General features: G+C 70.2%; 15 protein-coding genes. 8 read left to right on the forward strand and 7 right to left on the reverse strand.

Annotated elements, in window-relative coordinates; all coding sequences use genetic code 11:
* Nucleotides 1-128: 128 nt before the first annotated feature.
* The 5 genes from D7V88_RS11155 to D7V88_RS11175 all read right to left on the reverse strand — a co-directional run bounded on the left by D7V88_RS11155 (nucleotide 129) and on the right by D7V88_RS11175 (nucleotide 6511).
* A complete protein-coding gene (locus tag D7V88_RS11155) occupies nucleotides 129-1391 on the reverse strand; it encodes a C39 family peptidase (RefSeq protein ID WP_120540610.1) in 1263 nt (420 codons plus the stop codon).
* A 100-nt stretch (nucleotides 1392-1491) separates the two neighbouring features.
* Nucleotides 1492-2673: an ankyrin repeat domain-containing protein gene (locus D7V88_RS11160; protein WP_120540611.1), complete on the reverse strand. Its 1182-nt coding sequence runs from the start codon at nucleotides 2671-2673 to the stop codon at nucleotides 1492-1494.
* A 110-nt stretch (nucleotides 2674-2783) separates the two neighbouring features.
* Nucleotides 2784-4100 (reverse strand): ferritin-like domain-containing protein, encoded by a 1317-nt coding sequence (locus D7V88_RS11165; protein ID WP_120540620.1) that lies wholly within the window; start codon nucleotides 4098-4100, stop codon nucleotides 2784-2786.
* A gap of 107 nt (nucleotides 4101-4207) precedes the next feature.
* Nucleotides 4208-5536 (reverse strand): ferritin-like domain-containing protein, encoded by a 1329-nt coding sequence (locus tag D7V88_RS11170; protein WP_120540612.1) that lies wholly within the window; start codon nucleotides 5534-5536, stop codon nucleotides 4208-4210.
* A 165-nt stretch (nucleotides 5537-5701) separates the two neighbouring features.
* A complete protein-coding gene (locus D7V88_RS11175) occupies nucleotides 5702-6511 on the reverse strand; it encodes a TetR/AcrR family transcriptional regulator C-terminal domain-containing protein (protein ID WP_120540613.1) in 810 nt (269 codons plus the stop codon).
* 93 nt (nucleotides 6512-6604) lie between these two features.
* On the opposite strand from D7V88_RS11175, the gene D7V88_RS11180 reads away from it, so the two are divergent.
* The 5 genes from D7V88_RS11180 to D7V88_RS45125 all read left to right on the forward strand — a co-directional run bounded on the left by D7V88_RS11180 (nucleotide 6605) and on the right by D7V88_RS45125 (nucleotide 14604).
* The gene (locus D7V88_RS11180) at nucleotides 6605-7000 is read left to right on the forward strand and encodes a VOC family protein (protein WP_120540621.1); all 396 of its coding nucleotides are present in this window, start codon (nucleotides 6605-6607) and stop codon (nucleotides 6998-7000) included.
* 132 nt (nucleotides 7001-7132) lie between these two features.
* A complete protein-coding gene (locus tag D7V88_RS11185) occupies nucleotides 7133-8218 on the forward strand; it encodes an ATP-binding protein (protein ID WP_120540622.1) in 1086 nt (361 codons plus the stop codon).
* Complete coding sequence (locus tag D7V88_RS11190) at nucleotides 8218-10524, forward strand: DUF5682 family protein (RefSeq protein WP_120540614.1); 2307 nt, start codon at nucleotides 8218-8220, stop codon at nucleotides 10522-10524. Before D7V88_RS11185 ends, D7V88_RS11190 begins: the two co-directional genes overlap by 1 nt.
* Nucleotides 10521-11735, forward strand: a complete 1215-nt coding sequence (locus tag D7V88_RS11195; RefSeq protein WP_120540615.1) for a VWA domain-containing protein — start codon at nucleotides 10521-10523, stop codon at nucleotides 11733-11735. Before D7V88_RS11190 ends, D7V88_RS11195 begins: the two co-directional genes overlap by 4 nt.
* Nucleotides 11728-14604 (forward strand): HEAT repeat domain-containing protein, encoded by a 2877-nt coding sequence (locus tag D7V88_RS45125; protein ID WP_120540616.1) that lies wholly within the window; start codon nucleotides 11728-11730, stop codon nucleotides 14602-14604. The genes D7V88_RS11195 and D7V88_RS45125 overlap by 8 nt, the downstream gene beginning before the upstream one ends.
* Nucleotides 14605-14666: 62 nt before the next feature.
* Here the strand turns inward: D7V88_RS45125 and D7V88_RS11205 are convergent, their stop codons facing one another.
* Nucleotides 14667-15698, reverse strand: a complete 1032-nt coding sequence (locus D7V88_RS11205; protein ID WP_120540617.1) for a linear amide C-N hydrolase — start codon at nucleotides 15696-15698, stop codon at nucleotides 14667-14669.
* Nucleotides 15699-16041: 343 nt separating this feature from the next.
* On the opposite strand from D7V88_RS11205, the gene D7V88_RS11210 reads away from it, so the two are divergent.
* The 3 genes from D7V88_RS11210 (at nucleotide 16042) to D7V88_RS11220 (ending at nucleotide 18628) form a co-directional block, all read left to right on the forward strand.
* On the forward strand, nucleotides 16042-16803 hold the full coding sequence (locus D7V88_RS11210; protein WP_147448687.1) for a hypothetical protein: 762 nt from the start codon (nucleotides 16042-16044) through the stop codon (nucleotides 16801-16803).
* 8 nt (nucleotides 16804-16811) lie between these two features.
* Complete coding sequence (locus D7V88_RS11215; RefSeq protein ID WP_244238095.1) at nucleotides 16812-17576, forward strand: class I SAM-dependent methyltransferase; 765 nt, start codon at nucleotides 16812-16814, stop codon at nucleotides 17574-17576.
* A 62-nt stretch (nucleotides 17577-17638) separates the two neighbouring features.
* Nucleotides 17639-18628 (forward strand): trypsin-like serine peptidase, encoded by a 990-nt coding sequence (locus D7V88_RS11220; RefSeq protein ID WP_120540619.1) that lies wholly within the window; start codon nucleotides 17639-17641, stop codon nucleotides 18626-18628.
* Nucleotides 18629-18647: 19 nt separating this feature from the next.
* Here D7V88_RS11220 and D7V88_RS11225 read toward each other — a convergent pair.
* A partial coding sequence (locus D7V88_RS11225) for an aspartyl/asparaginyl beta-hydroxylase domain-containing protein (RefSeq protein ID WP_147448688.1) occupies nucleotides 18648-19323 on the reverse strand: 676 nt, incomplete at its 5' end.

Here is a 19323-nt window from a genome sequence, read left to right on the forward strand (position 1 = left end):
GAAGGTTAAAGGCTGTGTCGGGACTGCCACGAACGTCCCTACGTCAAGGGACGGGGGGCCTGACGCCCCGGCCAGTGGACACTGCGCGCCGCGATGCGTCGTCCCCGTGTCCTCCCTCGGACGCGCGGCTAGGGCAGCGGTTCCATCCCCTGCGGAGGCAGGACGGTGCCAGCGGGCCAGAGCACGTACGCGGCCCCCCGGGAGTGCTGCCAGGCACGCCACAGTTCGGCGCGCCGGTACGTGGTGCCGGTGGTTTCGTTGGAGGAGAAAGCAGGATCATTGACGACGACATCGCCGTCGGCGGTGAAGCCCTTCACGACGATGAGGTGGCCGTCGGTGCGGCGGGAGGCGCCTCCGGAGAGCTCTCCGGGCTCATACGCGATGCTGATGCTCACGGGGATGCCGGCGGCGATGAGGCGCTCCACGGGGGCGAAGGAGTCGAAGCGGGCGACGAGTCCGTGCAGCGCGCCCTGGGACATGCTGGCGGCGTAGGCGGTGTTGAAGCTCCAGTTGCCGGTGCCCTTGTAGACCCAGTCGTAGGTGTGGGCGGCGGCGGTGGGCACGGGGTGCTCCAGGTCCGCGCGGCCCAGCTTCCGGCTCCAGTAGCCGAGCAGCATGGTGGTGGACGTGGGGGAGCACCAGACCTCGCCGCCATCGGGGTAGATCATCTGCGAGTAGCCGGGCACCTCCAGCACGGTGCCCCACGCGGTGCGGTCCGCGGTGGCGTCCTCGGGCTTGCGGCGCGTGTCGGTGACGGCGGCGGCCAGTGAGCGCAGGCGCGGGCTTGCATCCGGACGTTCGGAGAAGAGGAACACGGTGACGCGCAGGGCGTCCGCGCGGCGCTTGAGGTTGAGCGTGTCGGTGAGCACGTTGCCGTCCGCGTCCCCCTGTCCGTCCACGCTGTGGCGCGCGACGGTGTCCGCGTCGAAGGCCCAGACGCCCAGTTCGTAGTCCTTCGTCCAGGTGCCCTCGATGCGCGCGGCGACGGTGAGCTTCACCCACGTGCCCGGAGGTGTCTGCGCGTCGAAGGACGGCACCATGCTGTCGAAGCCGCCGGGGACGGCCTGGACTTCGGAGGTGGCGGTGCCGAAGCGGAAGGTGCCGCCGTTGTAGAAGCTGCCGCCGTCCAGCCAGCCGCCCGCGGGGAACGGGTCGCTGCCTTGCTTCGCGGTGGTGTCCAACTCCAGCGCGCCGTCCGGTGCGACGCGGGTGCCATCGCGGGTGAAGCGCGCCAGGTCGCCCGTCGCCGCGCCGCGCTGCCACAGGCGGGCGGGAGAACCCGCTTCCGGCGTCGGTGGGGCGTCCGGGGACGGGGACGAGGGCGAGGAGGCACAGGCCCAGACGAACGAGGCCAACAGGACGGCGGAGAAGACGCGAGCGCGGGCGTTCACACCCGCGATTCTCTCAAACGCGCGTGGGGGCTCACAAGGTGGAAACCAGGAAAGTCCGGTGGCGTACGAGTGTGCGTCCGACGTGCGGCGTCGGCTTGCGTCATCGCTTGCGCGCGGGTTTCAGGTACTTGAGGAAGAGCGGGCGCAGCTTCGCGTATTTGGGGTCGTACTGGACGGCGGGAAAGATGCGCTCCGCGTTGGCGCCGGCTTCGAGCAGGAGCGGCAGCACGCGCACCCCGGGCTCGTCGAGGGCGAGGAAGAGGGGCATGACGCTTTCGGGGTGCTGGAGGTTCACGTCCATCCCGGTGAGGAGCAGCCGCTGCGTCGCCTCCCGGTGCCCGTGGAACACCGCTTCGTGCAAGGGCGCCCATTCGTAGGGCTTGTGGAACCCATCCAGTGGGGCGCCCGCGGCGATGAGCAGGTCCATCACCTTCACGTGGTTGTTCCGGGCCGCCAGATGGAGCGCGGTCGTCCCGGAACGGCGGAGCTTGGTCTTCACCCTGGCTCCGCCCTTGAGCAACCGCTTCACGCGTGCGGCGTTCCCGGACGCGGCGGCTTCGTGCAGCGGAGGGAGGACCGGTGGCGGCCTTGGCTTCTTCGGGGCGGGCAGTCCGTGGGGCTGGAGGATGGGACGCAGCAGGGTGTACTTCTCATCGTTGGCGATTTCGCGCAGCAGCGTCCGGGAGATGCGCGTGAGGCGGGCGCCCGCTGCCAGGAGCACCGGGACGACACCCTTCCAGGCTTCCTCGTGCAGCAGGGCGGTGCCGAGCGGGGTCATGCCGTGCTCGGCGGGCGTGTCCGCATCCATGCCCGCGCCGAGCAGCTTCTCGACGACCTTCGCGTGTCCATGGGCCACGGCGGAGTGGAGCGCCGTCCAACCGAACCGACCGTGGGGCTGGCCCAGGGGCGCGCCCGCGGCCAGGAGCACCTTGACCACCGCGACGCGGCCATTCGCCGCGGCCATGTCGAGCGGGGTCGACCTCGCGTTGCGGAGCCTCGCGCCCACGTCCGCGCCCGAGGCGAGCAGCAGCTTCGCGGCTTCGAGCCGTCCGTTCATCGCAGCGTAGTGCAGCGCGGAGTACCCGGTGACGGGGTCCCTCGCGTCCGCGTCCACGCCGCGCGCCAGCAGGGCTCGCAGCTTCTCGCAGTCCCCGCTGTCCGCCGCCGCCGACAGGCTTTGTTCGTCACCGCGAATCGAGAGGGATTTCGCCGGAGGCTTCCTTCGCGGGGTGGCCTTGCGTGACGTCGGAGGCTTCAAGGGCTTCTGCGTCTTCGCGGTCATGGGGCCTGGGGGGCGTGGGTGCGCCGCACATGCTTCCGGGCTTCTCTTCCCGGAAGCAAGCGCGCGCCTACGGAACGGTCCACCCGTTCCCCTTCGCTGACCGGGGCCCGTCAGGCCCAGAGTTCCTGCTCCAGCGTGTCGAGCAGGCCGAGGGCGACCTCGGGCGTGGGCAGGCCCGCGGCGGTGACGAGTCCCGCGTCGAGCGGCACGGCGACCTCCGCGCGCAGCAATGCCACCGCCTGCCGCTGGGCCTCGCGCAGCGTGTTCCGCTCCGAGTCGGAGAGGCGCGGCCGGGCCCACTGGTCGATGTCCCAGGAGAGGCCCGCGTGCCGCGTCTCATCCTCCGCGATGCGCACCATGGCTTCGCGCACCTCGGAGTCCTGCGCGTGCAGGGCCTGATGGTGGGCCACCAGCGCGCCGTACGTCTCCCGCACGCAACCCTCCACGGCGTTGTCCAGGGCCACATCGAGGAGCGGGCGCAGGGGCAGGGAAGCGACGACGGGACGCTGGGGCGTGGCGCCGAAGCGGCGGGCGATACGGCCCGTCACGTCGGTGTGCATCACTTCCTCCACGGCGCTGCGGCGGGCCGCGTCCTGGAGGTTCGCGTCGGCGCCGTGCAGGGCCAGCTCCTCGCGCAGGCGCAGGAAGGCGTGGACGGAAGCCGCCTCCAGGTGCGCGGCCTCCGCGAAGTAGTGCCCCAGCGCGTCCGTGCTTTCACAGGCGTCCGCGTCCTGGAGGCCCGCGGGACGCCGGCCGATGGAGCAGTTGCCGCTGCCCTTCTCCAGGGTGTGTTGCTGCTCCTCTGAGATGTCGCCGGAGGCGGACACCCTCAGCACGAGTTGCTTCAGGGATGAGCCCTCCCCGCAGGCGTATCCCTGGGTACCGATGACATTGAAACTCCCGTCCGCGTTCGACTTCACGGCACCCTGAACGATGTCGGAGCACCTCAGTGCATAGCCAGAGGCGAAGGTCAGGAGGGCGGCCTCCTGTTCGGTGTCGATGGGGCCCAGCAGCGCCTTGAGGGACTCCAGCGTTGGATACGTTTTCACCTCGTCGCCGAGCGTCGTGACCAGGAAGTAGTCCGGGCAGAAGTCCACGCAGTACGAGCGAAGGCCCTGCTCGACCCGCAGCTCCGCCAGGGTGCTCTGACAGGCGGTGGCGTCGGTGGCGGTCGCGCAGGCCTGACCGGAAGAGGAGACGGGTTGGGACTCACTCGCTGGCGAGTCCCTATAGATGGAGCGGACCTGGACGAAGTCCGGCGCGAAGGACAGTGACAGGTCGCTGATGGCGGGAGAATTGTTGTCGCATTCCACGGGCGAGTAGCCAGTGAGGTTCGCGGAGGAGCCGCAGCCCGCGAGCACCAGTGGGGTGGCGAGCGAGGCGCGCAGGGCCCGCGAGAAGAGGTGGCGCAGTCGGTTGGCATTCATGGACGGACTCACGGTCAAGGAGGTCTTGGGGACGACAGCGATGGGAAGGCCCGTCCTTCAACACCCGAGGCCTTCCCCTTGGGTCATGGGGCAGCGCGATGTGCCCGTCAGGCCCAGAGTTCCTGCTCCAACGTGTCGAGCAGGCCGAGGGCGACCTCGGGCGTGGGCAGGCCCGCGGCGGTGACGAGGCCCGGGTCCAGCGCTACCGCGACTTCCGCGCGCAACGTCGCCACCGCCTGCCGCTGGGCTGCGCGCAGCGTGTTCCGCTCCGAGTCGGAGAGGCGCGGCCGGGCCCACTGGTCGATGTCCCAGGACAGGCCCGCGTGCCGCGTCTCATCCTCGGCGATGCGCACCATGGCTTCGCGCACCTCGGTGTCCTGCGCGTGCAGGGCCTGGTGGTGGGCCACCAGCGCGCCGTACGTCTCTCGCACGCAACCTTCCACGGCGTTGTCCAGCGCCACATCGAGGAACGGACGCAGGGGCAGGGCGGTGACGACGGGGTGCTGGGGCGTGGCGCCGAAGCGACGCGCGATGCGGCCCGTCACGTCGGTGTGCATCACTTCATCCACGGCGCTGCGGCGGGCCGCGTCCTGGAGGTTCGCGTCGGCGCCGTGCAGGGCCAGCTCCTCACGCAGGCGCAGGAAGGCGTGGACGGAAGCCGCCTCCAGATGCGCGGCTTCCGCGAAGTAGTGCCCCAGCGCGTCCATGCTCTCGCAAGGGGGGGCGCCCTGGAGGCCCACGGGGCGCCGGCCGATGTTGCAATGGTCGCTGCCCTTCTCCAGGACATGGCGCTCGACCTCGCGCAGCTCCCCGGATGCGGACACCTCCAGCACGAGCTGATCCAACTGCGAATCCTTCACGCAGGTGTCGCCCTCGTAGGAAATGACGCTGAAGGTGCCGTTCGCGTTCTTCTTCACCGCGCCCTGTTCGAGCGTCGAGCAGTTCAGGGGGTGGCCCGAGGCATAGGCGAGGAGCGCGGCCTCCTGTTCGGTGTCGACAGTGCCCAGCAGGGACTTGAGGGCCTCCGGCGTCGGGTGTGTCTTCACCTCATCGCCGCGTGTGGTGACCAGGAAGGTGTGGGTAATGACATGGGGGCAGAAGCCCTGGCAGGTATCGGCGAAGCCCTCTGTGGTTGTCGCGTTCGCCAGGGCGGTCTGGCAGGCAGGGACGTCGGTGGCCGTCGCGCAGGGCTGGCCAGAGCTGGTGCGGGTATGGGCGTTCGTGGGGTCCGAGGGGCTGTTGGTGGAGCGAAGCTCGACGAAGTCCGGTGGGGGCGAAATCTTCAGGTCGCTGAGCGCGGGGACACCGTTGTCGCAGGCGATTTGCGAGTAGCCCTCCAGGTCCGCGGAGGAGCCGCAGCCCGCGAGCACCAGCGGGGTGGCGAGCGAGGTGCGCAAGGCCCGTGAGAAGAGGTGGCGCAGGCGAAGAGCGTTCATGGGCGGCCTTCCTGGAAAGAGGTGCCGGGCGCTACAGCAACAGCGATGCCAGCACTCCGTCACGAGGAGGCGCCCTTGCCGGTGCGACGCCGCGTGCGCGGAAAACCCAAGCAGGGCGACAGAATCCTGAGGGGGACAGGGCGCCCCGGGTCCTTTGTCTGGCCACTACCGGGCCGTCTTCCTGGCGACGGTCCGGGAGCGCTTCGGGGGCGGGGCTTGTCCCATGAGCGCGGACAGTCCATCCAGCACGCGTTCGAGCCCGAACCGGAAGGCGTGTTCGGGGTTGTAGGCGGCGCCATGGGCCTGGCCCGCGGCGGTGCCCACGCGGGAGGCGGTGGGGTAGCGCTCGGGGTCGGACATGCGCGCGAGCAGGGGCGCGTTCGCCTGCCACCACGTCGCGTCGCTCATCTGGGATTCGAGGCGCGCGGCGCGCATGTCCGACGCGGCCCGGGCACAGGATTCGACGAAGCCCAATACGAACGTCAGCGCGGCATCCTGCTCCACGTCGCCCAGGCCCGCGCCTTCGAGGGCCTGGAGTTCGTACTCGTATTTGGCCAACTGCCCCGGGCCCAGCGGCGGGCGCGTGGTGGACACATCCGCGAGCCACGCGTGCTTGGTGAACAGGGCGCGGTTGTCATGGGCCACCGCCTCCAGGCGGGCCCTCCAGTCCCGCGTCTTCGGCTTGCGCCGGGCCATGCCCGCATAGAGGCCGTCGAGCATCAGGTCGATGAGCTCCGCCCGGCCGGGGACATAGGTGTAGAGCCCCATGGGCGCGATGCCGAGCTTCCCCGCCAGCGCCCGCATCGTCACCGCGTCCAGCCCTTCCGCGTCCGCCAACTCCACCGCCGTGGCGACGACGGTGTCCACGGTGAGGCCTGGCTTCGGCCCACGTTGTCCCTTCAAGGGCGCGGCCTCCCGCCACAACAGCTCCAGCGTCCGTGTGGGGTCTCCCGCGCTGCTGCGATGCGATGCCATGCGGAGGATTCTTCCAACGCCGCGACCTTGACGTGCAACTGCGTACGTCGTACGTAGATTCGGCGGTCCGTCAAACCCTGCTGGAGGATGACCATGCGAGTCACTGCTTCCGCCGTGTCCCTGAACGTCGATGACGTGGAGGCTTCCGCGTCCTTCCTGAAGCAACACTTCGGCTTCACGGAGGCGATGTCCGCGGACGGCTTCGTGTCGCTCGCGCGGCCGGACGTCGGCTTCAACGTCTGCTACCTGCGCACCGGCCTGAAGTCGCTCAAGCCCGAATCGCTGAAGACGCGCCGGGCGGAGGGGCTCATCGTCGCCTTCGTGGTCGACGACATCGACGCGGAGTACGCACGCATCCAGGCGGAGGGCGTGAAGGTGGTGACGCCCATCGAGACGGAGCCCTGGGGCGAGCGCTACTTCCAGGTCGCGGACGCGAATGGCGTCATCATCCAGTTGGTGCAGTGGATGCACGCGCCCGGCGCCGCCTGAGTCGTCAGGACGTTGGCCGGTTCCTGCCGGGTGCCCGAGCCGCCCGGTAGGAAATCCACCCGCCTTGCGACGACGCACGAAGGCAGCCAGGACGTTTGCCGGATGTCAGACGGAGTGGATAGCGTGCAGTCCATGCCGGACATCCGCCTGCCTGCCGAAGCGAAGTACAAGAACGAGTTGGACGCCCTCGCGGCGCATGACGACAAGCCCCGCCCACCGGGTTGGGCGCTGTCGCCCCGCGCGGTGGAGATGTACATCCTGGGAAGTCCCAAGCCCGTGGGCGGCGTGACCATCACGCCCAAGTACGTGGGCGACCGGGGCATCGTGCAGGTGTGCATCGCGACGCTGGCGTCGGACCGGGCGCTGATGCTGGTGGGTGAGCCGGGCACCGCGAAGAGCTGGCTGTCGGAACACCTCTCCGCGGCCGTCAGCGGCACGTCTGGACTTGTCGTGCAGGGCACGGCGGGCACCAGCGAGGACCACATCAAGTACTCGTGGAACTACGCGCTGCTGCTCGCGCAGGGGCCGTCACCGGAAGCGCTGGTGCCGTCGCCCATCCTGCGGGCGATGCGCACGGGCAAGTTCGCCCGCTTCGAGGAGGTGACGCGCACGTCGCCGGAGATTCAGGACTCGCTCATCTCCATCCTGTCGGAGAAGCAGGTGTCGGTGCCGGAGCTGGGGGAGATCACCAGCGCGCAGCGAGGCTTCAACCTCATCGCCACGGCGAACACGCGCGACCGGGGCGTCAACGAGATGAGCGCCGCGCTCAAGCGCCGCTTCAACTTCGTCACGGTGCCGGTGGTGGAGGACCTGGAGCAGGAGATTCAAATCGTCACCAAGCGCGAGGCGGAGCTGCGCACGGACTACCAGGTGGGCGTGCCCCCGCCGGAGGAGCTGTCGCGGGTGCTGCTGACGCTCTTCCAGGAGCTGCGCAAGGGCGTGACGAAGGACGGCAAGACGAAGGTGCGAACGCCGGGGGCGGTGCTGTCCACGGCGGAGGCCATCAGCGTGCTGTTCAACAGCGCCATCCTCGCGCAGCAGTTCGGCTCCGGCACGGTGACGTCGCAGGAGCTGGCGGCCTCGCTGGTGGGCGCGGTGGTGAAGGAGCAGGAAGACGACGTGAAGGCGCTGCGCGAGTACATGGAGACGGTGGCCAAGGGCCGGCCGGGTCCGTGGAAGGAACTGTACACCGCGAGCAAGAAGCTCCTGAGGGGCTGATGGACTTCGCCCTGCTCTCCCGGGTGCAGCACTTCCCGGTGCGTCACCACTCGCCGCGCACCACCGCCGTGCTCCAGCGTTGGCTGGAGCGGGTGAAGCCCGAGGTCGTCCTCGTGGAGGGGCCCTGCGACGCCACGGGCATGGTGGACGTGCTGTGCGACGCGCAGACCCGGCCGCCCGTGGCCATCCTGGGCTACCGCACGGACGGCACGCCTTCATCCTCGCTGTGGCCCTTCGCCGCCTATTCGCCGGAGTACCAGGCGCTCAAGTGGGCCCGGGCGAACGACGCGTGGGTGGAGTTCATCGACATCCCGGTGGGCGTCAGCCTTGCGCTGGACCGCGACGCGCCCGGTCTGGGACTGGAGGCCGAAGCGACGGAGGGAGGCCCGGCGGCTCCCGATGACACGGTGCCCCTGACGGACGCCTTCGCGCGCTCCCAGGGCTACCGCTCGTTCGAGGAGTTCTGGGAGGCGGCCTTCGAGGCGCCGGACTGGAGCCCGGAGCAGTTCCGGCCGGTGCTGCTGGCCTGGGCGGACGTCATCAACGCGGGTCCCCGGCAGGACTACCACCGCCAGCGCGACGCCTTCATGGCGCGCAAGGTGCTGGAGGTGTTGGCCAGCGGCGTGCCTCCGGAGAAGGTGGTGGTGGTGGCGGGCGCGGCGCACATCGCGGCCTTCCTGGCCAACGACGTGGATCCCGCGCTGGAGGAGAAGCTGCCGGCGGGCGTGCCCTGCGCGGTGACGGTGATTCCGTTCAGCTTCCCCCGGCTCGCGGAGCAGTTGGGCTACGGCGCGGGCAACCGGGCGCCGCAGTTCTACCAGAAGGCCCACGATGCCCACTGCGACTTCCGGCGGGCCACGCTGGAGGTGCTGCTGGACTTCGCCAGCCACCTGCGGATGCGCGGCTTCACCGCGTCGCTGTCGGACGTGCTGGAGGCGTACCGGCTTGCGGTGATGCTGTCGGACCTGCGCGAGAAGAGCGCGCCCGGCCTGGATGAGCTGCGCGAGGCGACGGTGGCCACGCTGTGTCGGGGCGACGCGACGCACGTGGACGGCTTCCTGTGGAAGAGCGTCATCGGCCATCAGGTGGGGCAGGTGGCGAGCCGCATCGGACAGAACTCGTTGCAGGCGGAGTTCTGGCGCGAAGTGGGCGAGCGGAGGCTTCCGCGCACGGACAGCCCGGAGAGCTTCGCGCTGCGCCTCAACAACGACGTGGAGGTGGGCTCCTCCGTGTTCCTCCACCGGCTGCGCGTGGCGGGGATTCCCTACGCGACGCTGTCGGGTACGGGCTCGCGTTCACAGGCGGCGACGGAGGCGGGAGGCTACGCGGCGCTGACGCGGGTGCGCGAGTCCTGGCAGGCGCAGTGGACGCCGTCCACGGACGTGGCGCTGGTGGAGAAGATCGTCCTGGGCGATTCGCTGGAGGGCGTGACGACGCGCGTGCTCCAGGAGCGGCTGAACCTGGCCAAGACGACGGCCCAGGCGGCGGACGTGTTGCTGGAGTCCGTCATCACCGGCTGTCCCCAGACGGTGGCGTCCGCGCTCCGGGCCTGTGACGCGCACGCGGCCACGGACGCGGACCTGCCCTCGCTGGCGTCGGCGGCGCGGGCGCTGTCGGGGCTGATGGCCTACGGCACCTCGCGGGCGCACTCGGAGGTGGGGGACGAGGCGGTGGCGTCGCTGGGTGAGAAGACCTTCGGCCGGGCGCTGTTGCGCGTGCGCGAGGCCAGCGTGTGCGACGCCGAAGCGGTGCCCAGGGTGCTGGAGGCGCTGCGCACGCTGCACGAGGTGGCGCTGTCCCAGCCGCGCGCGGACAAGGCGGGCTGGTACGTGGAGGCGCGGGGGCTGATGGAGAGCCACGCGGTGCACCCGGCGACGTCGGGGCTCGCGACGGGCCTGCTGTACCTGGCGCGGGAGCTGCCTGAGTCCGACGTGGCGCTGGAGGTGGGGCGCCGGCTGTCGCTGGCGGTGGAGCCGGCGGACGCGGCGGCGTACCTGGAGGGCTTCCTCCAGGTGAACGCGCTGGTGCTGGTGAAGAGCCGCGAGGTGGTGAAGGCGCTGGACGACTTCCTCTGCGGCGTGGAGCCGGAGCGCTTCGTGCAGACGTTGCCGGTGCTGCGGCGTGCGCTGGGCACGCTGGGGGCCACGGAGCGGCGCTACCTGATGGAGAACGTGATGGGCGCGCGGCAGTTGAAGGACAAGGGCCGCGCGGTGAAGGCCGTGCTGGAACAGAAGGACAAGGAGACGTTGAAGGACATGAGCGCGGAGCTGGGCAAGGCGCTCGATGACCTGGACGACCTGCTATGAGCGTGGACCCCAAGGACCTGGAACCGAAGGACCGCGACGCGCTCCTGCGCTGGCGGCTGGCGCTGGGCCCGGAGGCGGAGAAGACGGGGTCGTGCCCGTCGCTGGGCGGGCTGGGCGGCGGCGCGACCGCGCTGGGCCTGGCGGACGGGGACCTGGAGGAGCTGGATGACACGCTCTCCTTCGTCTACGGCGAGCGGTCCGCGGGCCGGGGCGGCTCCAAGCCCTACCTGCCCAAGTGGCTGGGCTCGCTGCGCGACTTCTTCAAGGACGACGTCATCGCGCTGGTGCAGAAGGACGCCATCGAGCGCAAGGGCCTCACGCAGCTTCTCTTCGAGCCGGAGACGCTGCCGTTCCTGGACAAGAACGTGGAGCTGGTGACGACGCTCGTCAGCGCGCGCGGGCTCATCCCCGACCAGGCGAAGGACCTGGCGCGCGGCATCATCCGCGAGGTGGTGGAGGACCTGCGCAAGAAGCTGGAGTCCCCCCTGCGCACGGCGGTGCTGGGCGCGCTGCGCAGGGACAGGACGAGCCCCATCCCCATCGCGCGCAACATCGACTGGCGGCGGACCATCCGCTCCAACCTGAAGGGCTGGGACGCGGAGAAGAAGCGGCTCATTCCGGAGCGCTTCTACTTCTGGCCCAACCAGCGCCGTCACCACGAGTGGGACGTGACGCTGGTGGTGGACCAGTCCGGCTCCATGGCGGAGAGCGTGGTGTACAGCTCCGTGATGGCGGCCATCTTCGCGTCACTGGACGTGCTGCGCACCAGCCTGGTCCTGTTCGACACGGAGATCGCGGACATGACGCCGGTGCTGGCGGACCCCGTGGAGGTGCTCTTCTCCGCGCAACTGGGCGGCGGCACGGACATCAACCGGGCGGTGGCCTACGCGCAGGAGCACTACGTGCGCCGGCCGGAGAAGACGCTCTTCATCCTCATCACCGACCTGTACGAGGGCGGCAATGCGGAGGAACTGGTGGCGCGGCTGCGGCAGTTGGTGGACTCGCGCGCCCGGGTGTTGTGCCTGCTGGCGCTGTCGGACAGCGGCCGGCCCTCGTATGACCATGCGATGGCGGAGCAGCTCACCGCGCTGGGGATTCCGTGCTTCGGGTGCACGCCCAAGAAGCTGGTGGACGTGGTGGAGCGGGTGATGCGCAACCAGGACCTGACGCCGCTCATCGCGTCCACGAACAAGGAGGACCGTCATGGCTGACGTGCGGCCCGTGATTGGAATGGGAGCGCTGCTGGAGATCATCAGCGACAAGGCGGAACTGGCCAAGGGCGCGGAGATGTTCGACCGCAAGCTGCTCGCGAACCTGTCGCGCTATGAGAACCGGCTGTTCGCGGACGCGGCGGGCTCCGGGGCGACGCCCTACAAGGTCTCGCTGGTGTTCGGCGAGGCGCGCTCGGACGTGAAGGGACGCTGCTCGTGCATGGCGGCGCGCTCGCGCCCGTTCTGCAAGCACGCGGCGGCGCTGCTGGTTGCGTGGGCCCGCGCGCCGGACGCCTTCGTGACGGCGGAGTCGGCCCCGGTGGCGCCGGGCGGCACCGGCACGAAGAAGAGCGTGAAGAAGGGCAAGGCGGAGACCGGCGAGCTGATGAAGGCGGGCGTGGCGCAGGTGTCCACGCTGGTGCGGGAGCTGGGCCTGTCGGGCGTGGCGTCGCTGGGCGCGGAGCGGCCCGAACAGGTGCGCGCGCTGGGCGAGGCGCTCAGGGCCAACGGCCTGCGGCGGTTGTCCGCGCGGGCGGTGGAACTGGCGGGCCTGCTGGACGCGGCGGTGGCGCGCACGGGGACGTTCGAGGCCCCGGCGTTCACGGACCTGGTGGCGGACATGCTGCTCACGGCGCGCAAGGTGGAGAAGCACCTGGGCGGTGACGCGCTGGAGTCCCGCCACGTCGAGGAGCTGATTGGCAAGACGTGGACGAAGAAGGACCGCGCGCCGGTGACGGGGCTGACGCTGGTGGAGTACGCGTTCTCCTCGCGCGTCACGCCGGACCGGTTCCTCATCCGCGAGAGTCGCTTCGTGGACCTGGTGTCGGGCGGGCACTACAGCGAGAAGCAGATCCTCCCCGCGATGCTCAAGACGGTGGTGCCCAAGAAGAGCCACGCGGGCTACGTGCTCCAGGGCGCGACGGGCGGGCAGTACCCGGGCTTCGCGCCGCACCGGCTGGACCTGGAGGAGTGGACGGGCGGTTCGCCAGTGGACCGCAAGCCCCTGGAGCGGTTGCTGGAGGTGGCGCTGCCGGACGTGAGCGCGGCGATGGCGGCCTTCCAGGAGCACCGCAAGGACGTGTTCGCGCCGGACCTGCTGCCGGTGGTGGTGCGGGTGGAGACGCTGCTGGCCAGCGGGTCCCGCTCGCAGTTCGTGGATGGCGCGGGCCGGGCGCTCTTCCTGCCCGCGGATGCTTCGCTGGAGGAGCCGCTGTCCGCGGCGCTGGAGGGCTCGAAGCTGCTGGCCGTGCTGGGCGACGTGGGCCTGGAAGCGGCGCTGCCCACGCTGTTCCCCCTGGCCGTGGTGGTGGAGACGCCGGAGGGCCTGGGATTGCGCGCGCTGGGCCGGGCGGAGGATGCGCCGGTGGTGTCCCGGCGGCGGGGACGGGTGCGGCCTCCGGTGACGCCCAGCGCCCTGCCTCGCAGCGGGTGGTCGGAGGCGGCCCGGGCGGCGGGGGCTTCGCGCGCGGCCATCGCGCTGGCGGAGGTGCGGGACGAGCTGGCGGACGCGTTCGCCAGCGGGCTCGCGGCGGTGGGGACGCGGACGGTGGAGCCGCTGGTGGCGCGGCTGCGCGAGCTGGGCCTGGAGAAGCCGGGGGCGCTGCTGGAGGCGCTGGCGCAGCGGCCCGACCCGGGCGAGCGGCTGGACGACTTCATCAAGGTCTACCAGGTGCTGGGCATCGCGCTGGTGCGGCTGTCCGGCGCGGTGCAGGTGGAGGTCTCCGCGCTGGAGTCCGTGCCCACGCACCCGAGCATCCACGTGCAGCGCCCGGAAGTCGCGCTGTCACCGGGCGAGGCGATGGTGCGCCGGGCGCGCGGGGAGCTGACGCGCTACGAGGCAGCGGCGCACGCGGCGCGCTACTACGCCAGCCTGGGCGTGGACGCGCTGATGCGGGACTACTACCCGACGTGGAGCGACGGGGCGGCGAGCGCCTTCGTGGCACGCGTGGTGGCGACGCGAGGCGAGGCGGCGCTGGAGTCCGTGAAGGGCGCGCTGGCCGAACACCACAGCCGCATGGTGCGTCGCACGGCCCTGCGCACCCTGGGCGCGATGGGAGGACCGCAGGCGAGGCGCGAGCTGGATGCGATGACCCGCGGTGGCCACGACGCGGGCCTGCGCCTCTTCGCGAAGGAGACCCTGGAGGATGTGCGCTCCCGGGAGTCGGGGGAGGCGGCGGTGGCGGAGTTGATGCGCATCCGCCGCGAGAAGGTGCAGCCGTTCGCGCAGGCGGCGCTGTCCGAGTCGACGAAGGAGGCGCGCGCGGCGGCGGTGAACACGCTGGCGGACCATGGCGCCGTGGCGATGCCCGTGCTGCGCCAGGTGTTGTACGGAGACCCCTCGCGCGAGGTGCGGCGGGACGCGGCGCAGGCGCTGGCGCGGATGGGGGACTCGGAGGTCATCGACCGGTTCGTCAACATGGTGCAGGCCCGCAGCGCGAATGACGACGACGCGAAGACGGCCGTGTACGCGCTGGGCATGCTGGGGGATGTGCGGGGCGCGGAGGCCCTGCTCGCGGCGTTCGCGGACGGGTGGAAGCCCGGCGTCGTCGCGGAGTCCATGCGCACGTTGGGACTGGCGCTCCTTCAGCCCGCGCTGAACCTGGCGGAGTCGCGTCCGGAGGTGCTGGAGCGGCAGGCCCTGCGCGGCCTCTTCGAGACCTTCCCCACGGCTCCCCTGGCGAAGGAGCTGCTCGCGCGCGTGGAGGCGTCGCTCGGACATCCAGACCTCGTGGACCGGGCGGCCGTGTACCTGAAGCTGGCGGCCCAGAACGCGGCGGTCGGAAAGCAGGTGGCCGCGCGCCTCCTGGAGCTTCCCGCCGTGTCCGGGGACAAGGCCCTGGCCCGGCTGGCGAAGAAGGTCCTGGGGTGAAGCCGGGGGCCCGCCGCCTTGCTCGTGGCGGTGGGCCTTCGGGTGTCCTGGTGGTGCGCGGATCAGCTCGACATGCTGGCGGTGAGGTCGATGCTGGTGGGCGTCGTCGGGACGGGGAACGGCTTGCCGGCGGACGTGCTGAAGTCCAGCGTGTTGAGGTTGACGGAGTACACGCACGGGTTGCCGTAGAAGCGCACGGAGTAGGTCAGGCCCGTGAGGTCCTTCACGGTGGCCCACTGCGTGTAGTCGACGGCGTCCTTGCCCTGCTTGTCCACGGAGCGGCTGGTGCCCAGCGGGATGTCCACGGTGTTGAGGATGTGGAAGGCCAGCGTGGTGGCATCCCCGGAGGACGACAGCGGCTGGGCGTACTGCTTGAGGTAGGTCGCGCGCACGAACCGCGCGGGAGGCGTCGAGTCACCCGGCAGGCCGCGCATGCCGCTGCCGTGGCCAGAGGGGGAGAACGACTGGAGGCCCAGCTCCGTGGGCTTCGCGTCCCAGGGGGACAGGTTCGCGTAGTTGCCCAGGTTCTCCAACTGCTGGGGGAACGGAGGGTTGTTGGTACAGACGCCGACGGGGTTGTCGTAGACGTTGAGCGTCCCGTGGGTGCACTCCACGACGATGCTGTTGCCGCCCGCGTCGTGGATGGGGAAGTGCAGGGGCAGCAACTTCGCGAGCAGGTCGCCTTCCCACACCTGCACGTTCCCGCTGCTCAGAGCCGCCTTCACGTCCGCGACGGTCGCGCAGGTGCCGAGCGCCCAGTTCACGAAGTCCACCAGCGCCAGGGCCTGCGCCGGCTGGGTGACGGACGGGTACGTGGAGCCCGGCAGCCACAGGGCGCCCACGCAGAGGCCCGCCGTGTTCATGCCATCCACGGTGATGGCGTCGGTGAGGGCGGTGAGGCCGACATACCCATACGTCGACGTCCACTTCAGGCCGGGCTTGAGGCCCGGGCCCTTCGACTGGAAGGACTCGCCCTTGGCGTGGACCATGAGCTGGGATTTGAGGTCGACGCCGAACTCCATGCTGCGGCCGTTGACCGCGTAGTTCGTGGAGATGCGCGAGTCGGTGCCGGTGATCAGGAAGTCAGTGCACATGGGCATTCCTCGGTCCGTGGAGGGCCGTTGCTCCCTGGAGGCTTGGAGTGTTCCACGGTGTCCGGACCCTTCTGCATGCCGCGCACCATCACCCTGGGAACACCGATTCCCGATGAATTCCAGGGCATTGGCGAAAGGCGCCCCGTGCGGCGTTCCCGGCTGCGTCCCCGTGGAAGGCCGCCGCGTCCTGCTCCGACGCGGAAGCGGCTCGTGGGGGCCTTCCGGCTCGCTCGCCCGTCTGCTTTCTGACGAGAGGCTTGCGGGCTCAGGCCGGCTCGGGTGAATTCGGGTGGTGCGGTCCCATCGAGTGCGTGCCTCGCCCAGGGGGCGAAGCGGGGTGTTCATGAAGGCGTCGAGGTCATCCACGGGTTGGAGGCGCACCTGTGCGGCGGTGCTGGTGGCGGGGAGCGTCTTCACGGCGACCGCGTGGGCCGGGCCGCCGCCTTCTTCGACAGAGAAGCGCTTCGCGAAGCGCTACCTCGTCATCCTCGCCGCGGAGCCGAAGCTGGGTCCCCAGGATGAACTCCAGGCGAAGATTTCCAAGCAGGCCGACCTGAAGACGGACTTCGCCCGCCTGTCCTCCACGGACTTCGCGGGCCTCAATCCCTGTCTCCAGATTTTCGTCGCCAACAGCTTCGCGTCGAAGGCGGAGGCGGAGGACTACGGCCGCAAGCTCCAGGCCCTGGGCGTCACCTCCTCCGTGCGGCAGTCGGGGGCGTATGCCAACGGGGACGCCGCCCGACAGAAGAAGTGCGCGGAGGTCTGGCAGGCCTTCTTCCGCTTCACGGCGAACCCCCACGCGGAAGATGGGACGGCCCCGACCTTCAATGCGACCGCCGTGCTGAAGCACGCGGACGGGAGCGAGGAGCTCCGCCCCCTCAAGGACCGGTTCGCCGACAGCGATGTGCCCCAGGGCACGCCGCAGGCATTCAGTGTCTGGTACGGCGGTGGGGGTTCGGACGTGAAGATGGTGCGCAAGGGCCAGGCGGTGGTCGTCCTCCAGCGCTACAAGGACGAGGGCATCCCCATCGCAAAGGAGAAGGACGTCGAGGTCGCCCGCTTCGCCCTTCCTTCCAATGTTCGCGTGAGCGGACTGGACAAGTAGCGACGAGGATGACGGACCCCACGCCCCCAGCGCCCGGCCCTCGACGCGACGACTCGCTGGAGGACTTCGAGCTGCCGTTCTTCCAGTGGATCGCGATCCAGCTCCAGGGGCTGGTCATCGCCATCATCGTGCGCTCCACCGACCTGTTGCTCCTCTTATGGCGTCCCAGCCTGCTGCGGCCGTACCTGGGGCTCTGGTGGCAGCGCCTGCTGCTCACCCCCTACAGCGCGCGGCGCACCTTCGAGATGGTCCGGGCGCTCCAGTCCACCGGCCAGTCCTTCCGCGAGCTCATCTACGGGGAGACGCCGCTCTTGACGGCGCTGCTCTTCCTGCGGCGCGCGGGCGTGGGCTCCCGCAGCCGCGTGGTGGACCTGGGCGCGGGGCGTGGGCGGGTGCTCATCGCCGCGCGGTGGCTGAGGGCCCAATCGCATGGCGTGGAGCTCATCGCGGACCACGTGAAGCGCGTCGCGCCCTGGCTCGAGCCCGCGGGCATCACCCTCACGGTGGGGGACATGACCCGCGAACCGCTGACGGACGCCACCCACATCTTCACCAACTGGGTGGCCTTCACTCCGGAGACGAAGGCCCGGCTGGTGGCGCATCTGCGCACGTGCCAGCCCGGGACGCGCATCATCACGGTGACGCGTCCCATCCAGGCGGAGGGTTTCATCGGACACAGTTACCGCTGGATGCTCTTCACCTGGGGGCCGGAGAAGGTCTGGATCCAGGAGTACCGCCCGGAAATTTCAATCCCAAGCGGAAACCAGGAGTGATGTCAGACGGTGTTTCTAGGGTGCCTGCCTTCACCCGGAGTCACATCCGAAAGGCTGACACCATGATGCAGCGTCTGTTGAAGTGCCGGGGTCTCCTCGCCTCCGCCGTGTTCGCCGTGCTGATGGGAGGCGTGACGGCCCAGGCGGAGTCGCCCGGAGCGAGCGGCTCGGCGGATCCCACGGACAACGGTGGGTCGCTGACGTTCGCGGCCCAGGCGGACATCGCGAGGGTGGTGGCGTACTGGACGCCGGAGCGCATGGCGGCGGCGGTGCCCGCGGATGTGCCGATGACGTCCGGCAAGGCGCCCATCAGCCTGCGGCGGGTGCCGGAGGACAAGCAGGTGGGGCGCGTGGATGGCGCGGAGCCGCGTGGGGGCGTGCCCATGATGGCGGCCGACATCCATTCGATGAGCGGCCGGGTGTTCTACACGGGCGACCAGGGCGGGAACTATTCCTGTTCGGCCAGCACGGTGAACAGCAATGGCAAGCGGGTGGTCTTCACCGCGGGCCACTGCGTCCACGGTGGCGGTGCGGGGCGCGGCTGGCACACCAACTGGGTGTTCGTGCCCGCGTACCACGCGGGGTCTCCGTACGGCACGTGGACGGCGTACCAGTTGTGGGCGAAGAACGGATGGATCAACAGCGCGGACCGCGCCTATGACGTGGCGGCGGCGGTGATGAACCCGCTCAACGGCGTGCGCATCGTGGACGCGGTGGGCGGCCAGGGCATCAAGTGGGGCATCGGCTACGGCCAGACCATCTACCAGTTCGGCTATCCCGCCTACGCTCCCTACAACGGGTCGCAGTTGTACTACTGCTCGGGCGCCACGTGGAATGAGGGCGGCTTTCCCACCATCAGTTGTTCCATGACGGGCGGCGCCAGCGGCGGTCCCTGGCTGGAGAGCTATGGCCAGCAGTTCTGGGCGTACCTGTACTCGGTGAACAGTTGGCAGTTCTGGAACCCGGATCCGAGCCACGTCTACAAGTGGCAGGGCCCGTACTTCAGCTACGACACGGCCGGCAGCCTGTTCGACCTCGTCAAGGACATGTGACGGCCGGGTGGGCGGCGCTTCAGGTGCGCCAGTAGCGGCGCACCTGGGCGTCCGTCCGCTCTTCCTGCGCGAAGCGGAGCATCAAGGGCTCCGCCATGGCTTCGGGGATGCGCAGTTGGGCAAGCAGCGCGCGGACCTCGAACTTGCGCGTGAGTCCCAGCAGGGCCTCGCGCTCGGGCAGGGTGAGGTCCGGGTGCCAGCAGTCCACGATGAGCACCACGCGGCGCTCCTGGCCCCGGTTCCACGTCTCGTGTTCGAACGAGTCGTGGAAGGCGAGCACGCGGCCCTGTTCCCAGTGCCGTGACTCGGTGCCCACGCGGATGCCGCAGCCCTCTGGAATCTTGAGCCCCAGGTGCAGCCGCATCCGGAAGCCGTCCCAACTGCAATGCGGCGTCAGCGTGGTGCCCGGCGCGTGTGAGGAGAAGAGCACGTCCGCCAGCGGGAACGCCGTGCACTCGCCCTCCAGGGAGTGCACGGCCTGCGCGGTCTCCTCCATGGCGAGCTTCGGCCAGAGGAGGCGGTCCAGGCGCTCGCCCGAGAAGTACACGGGGTGGACGGACCAGCGGCCGGTGCCGACGATGCCAGAGTCGTAGTGCAGCAGGTCCGCGTTCTCCAGCCGGGAAAGGTCGCGCTGCACCGCCGCGAGGCAGCCTTCCAGCGCCTTGGCCACGGGCGGGGGCGGGTCGCGCCAGGGG

Origin of the sequence: Corallococcus terminator, from assembly GCF_003611635.1 — a bacterium.
GTDB classification, from domain to species: Bacteria; Myxococcota; Myxococcia; order Myxococcales; family Myxococcaceae; genus Corallococcus; species Corallococcus terminator.

Excerpts from the sequence above, each read along its gene's own strand:
- D7V88_RS11190 (WP_120540614.1), top strand. The coding sequence starts at position 8,218 with ATGGACTTCGCCCTGCTCTCCCGGGTGCAGCACTTCCCGGTGCGTCAC.
- D7V88_RS11180 (WP_120540621.1), top strand. The coding sequence starts at position 6,605 with ATGCGAGTCACTGCTTCCGCCGTGTCCCTGAACGTCGATGACGTGGAG.
- D7V88_RS11170 (WP_120540612.1), bottom strand. The coding sequence starts at position 5,536 with ATGAACGCTCTTCGCCTGCGCCACCTCTTCTCACGGGCCTTGCGCACC.
- D7V88_RS11185 (WP_120540622.1), top strand. The coding sequence starts at position 7,133 with ATGCCGGACATCCGCCTGCCTGCCGAAGCGAAGTACAAGAACGAGTTG.
- D7V88_RS11195 (WP_120540615.1), top strand. The coding sequence starts at position 10,521 with ATGAGCGTGGACCCCAAGGACCTGGAACCGAAGGACCGCGACGCGCTC.
- D7V88_RS11175 (WP_120540613.1), bottom strand. The coding sequence starts at position 6,511 with ATGGCATCGCATCGCAGCAGCGCGGGAGACCCCACACGGACGCTGGAG.
- D7V88_RS11210 (WP_147448687.1), top strand. The coding sequence starts at position 16,042 with ATGAAGGCGTCGAGGTCATCCACGGGTTGGAGGCGCACCTGTGCGGCG.
- D7V88_RS11220 (WP_120540619.1), top strand. The coding sequence starts at position 17,639 with ATGATGCAGCGTCTGTTGAAGTGCCGGGGTCTCCTCGCCTCCGCCGTG.
- D7V88_RS11165 (WP_120540620.1), bottom strand. The coding sequence starts at position 4,100 with ATGAATGCCAACCGACTGCGCCACCTCTTCTCGCGGGCCCTGCGCGCC.
- D7V88_RS11215 (WP_244238095.1), top strand. The coding sequence starts at position 16,812 with ATGACGGACCCCACGCCCCCAGCGCCCGGCCCTCGACGCGACGACTCG.
- D7V88_RS11160 (WP_120540611.1), bottom strand. The coding sequence starts at position 2,673 with ATGACCGCGAAGACGCAGAAGCCCTTGAAGCCTCCGACGTCACGCAAG.
- D7V88_RS11205 (WP_120540617.1), bottom strand. The coding sequence starts at position 15,698 with ATGTGCACTGACTTCCTGATCACCGGCACCGACTCGCGCATCTCCACG.
- D7V88_RS45125 (WP_120540616.1), top strand. The coding sequence starts at position 11,728 with ATGGCTGACGTGCGGCCCGTGATTGGAATGGGAGCGCTGCTGGAGATC.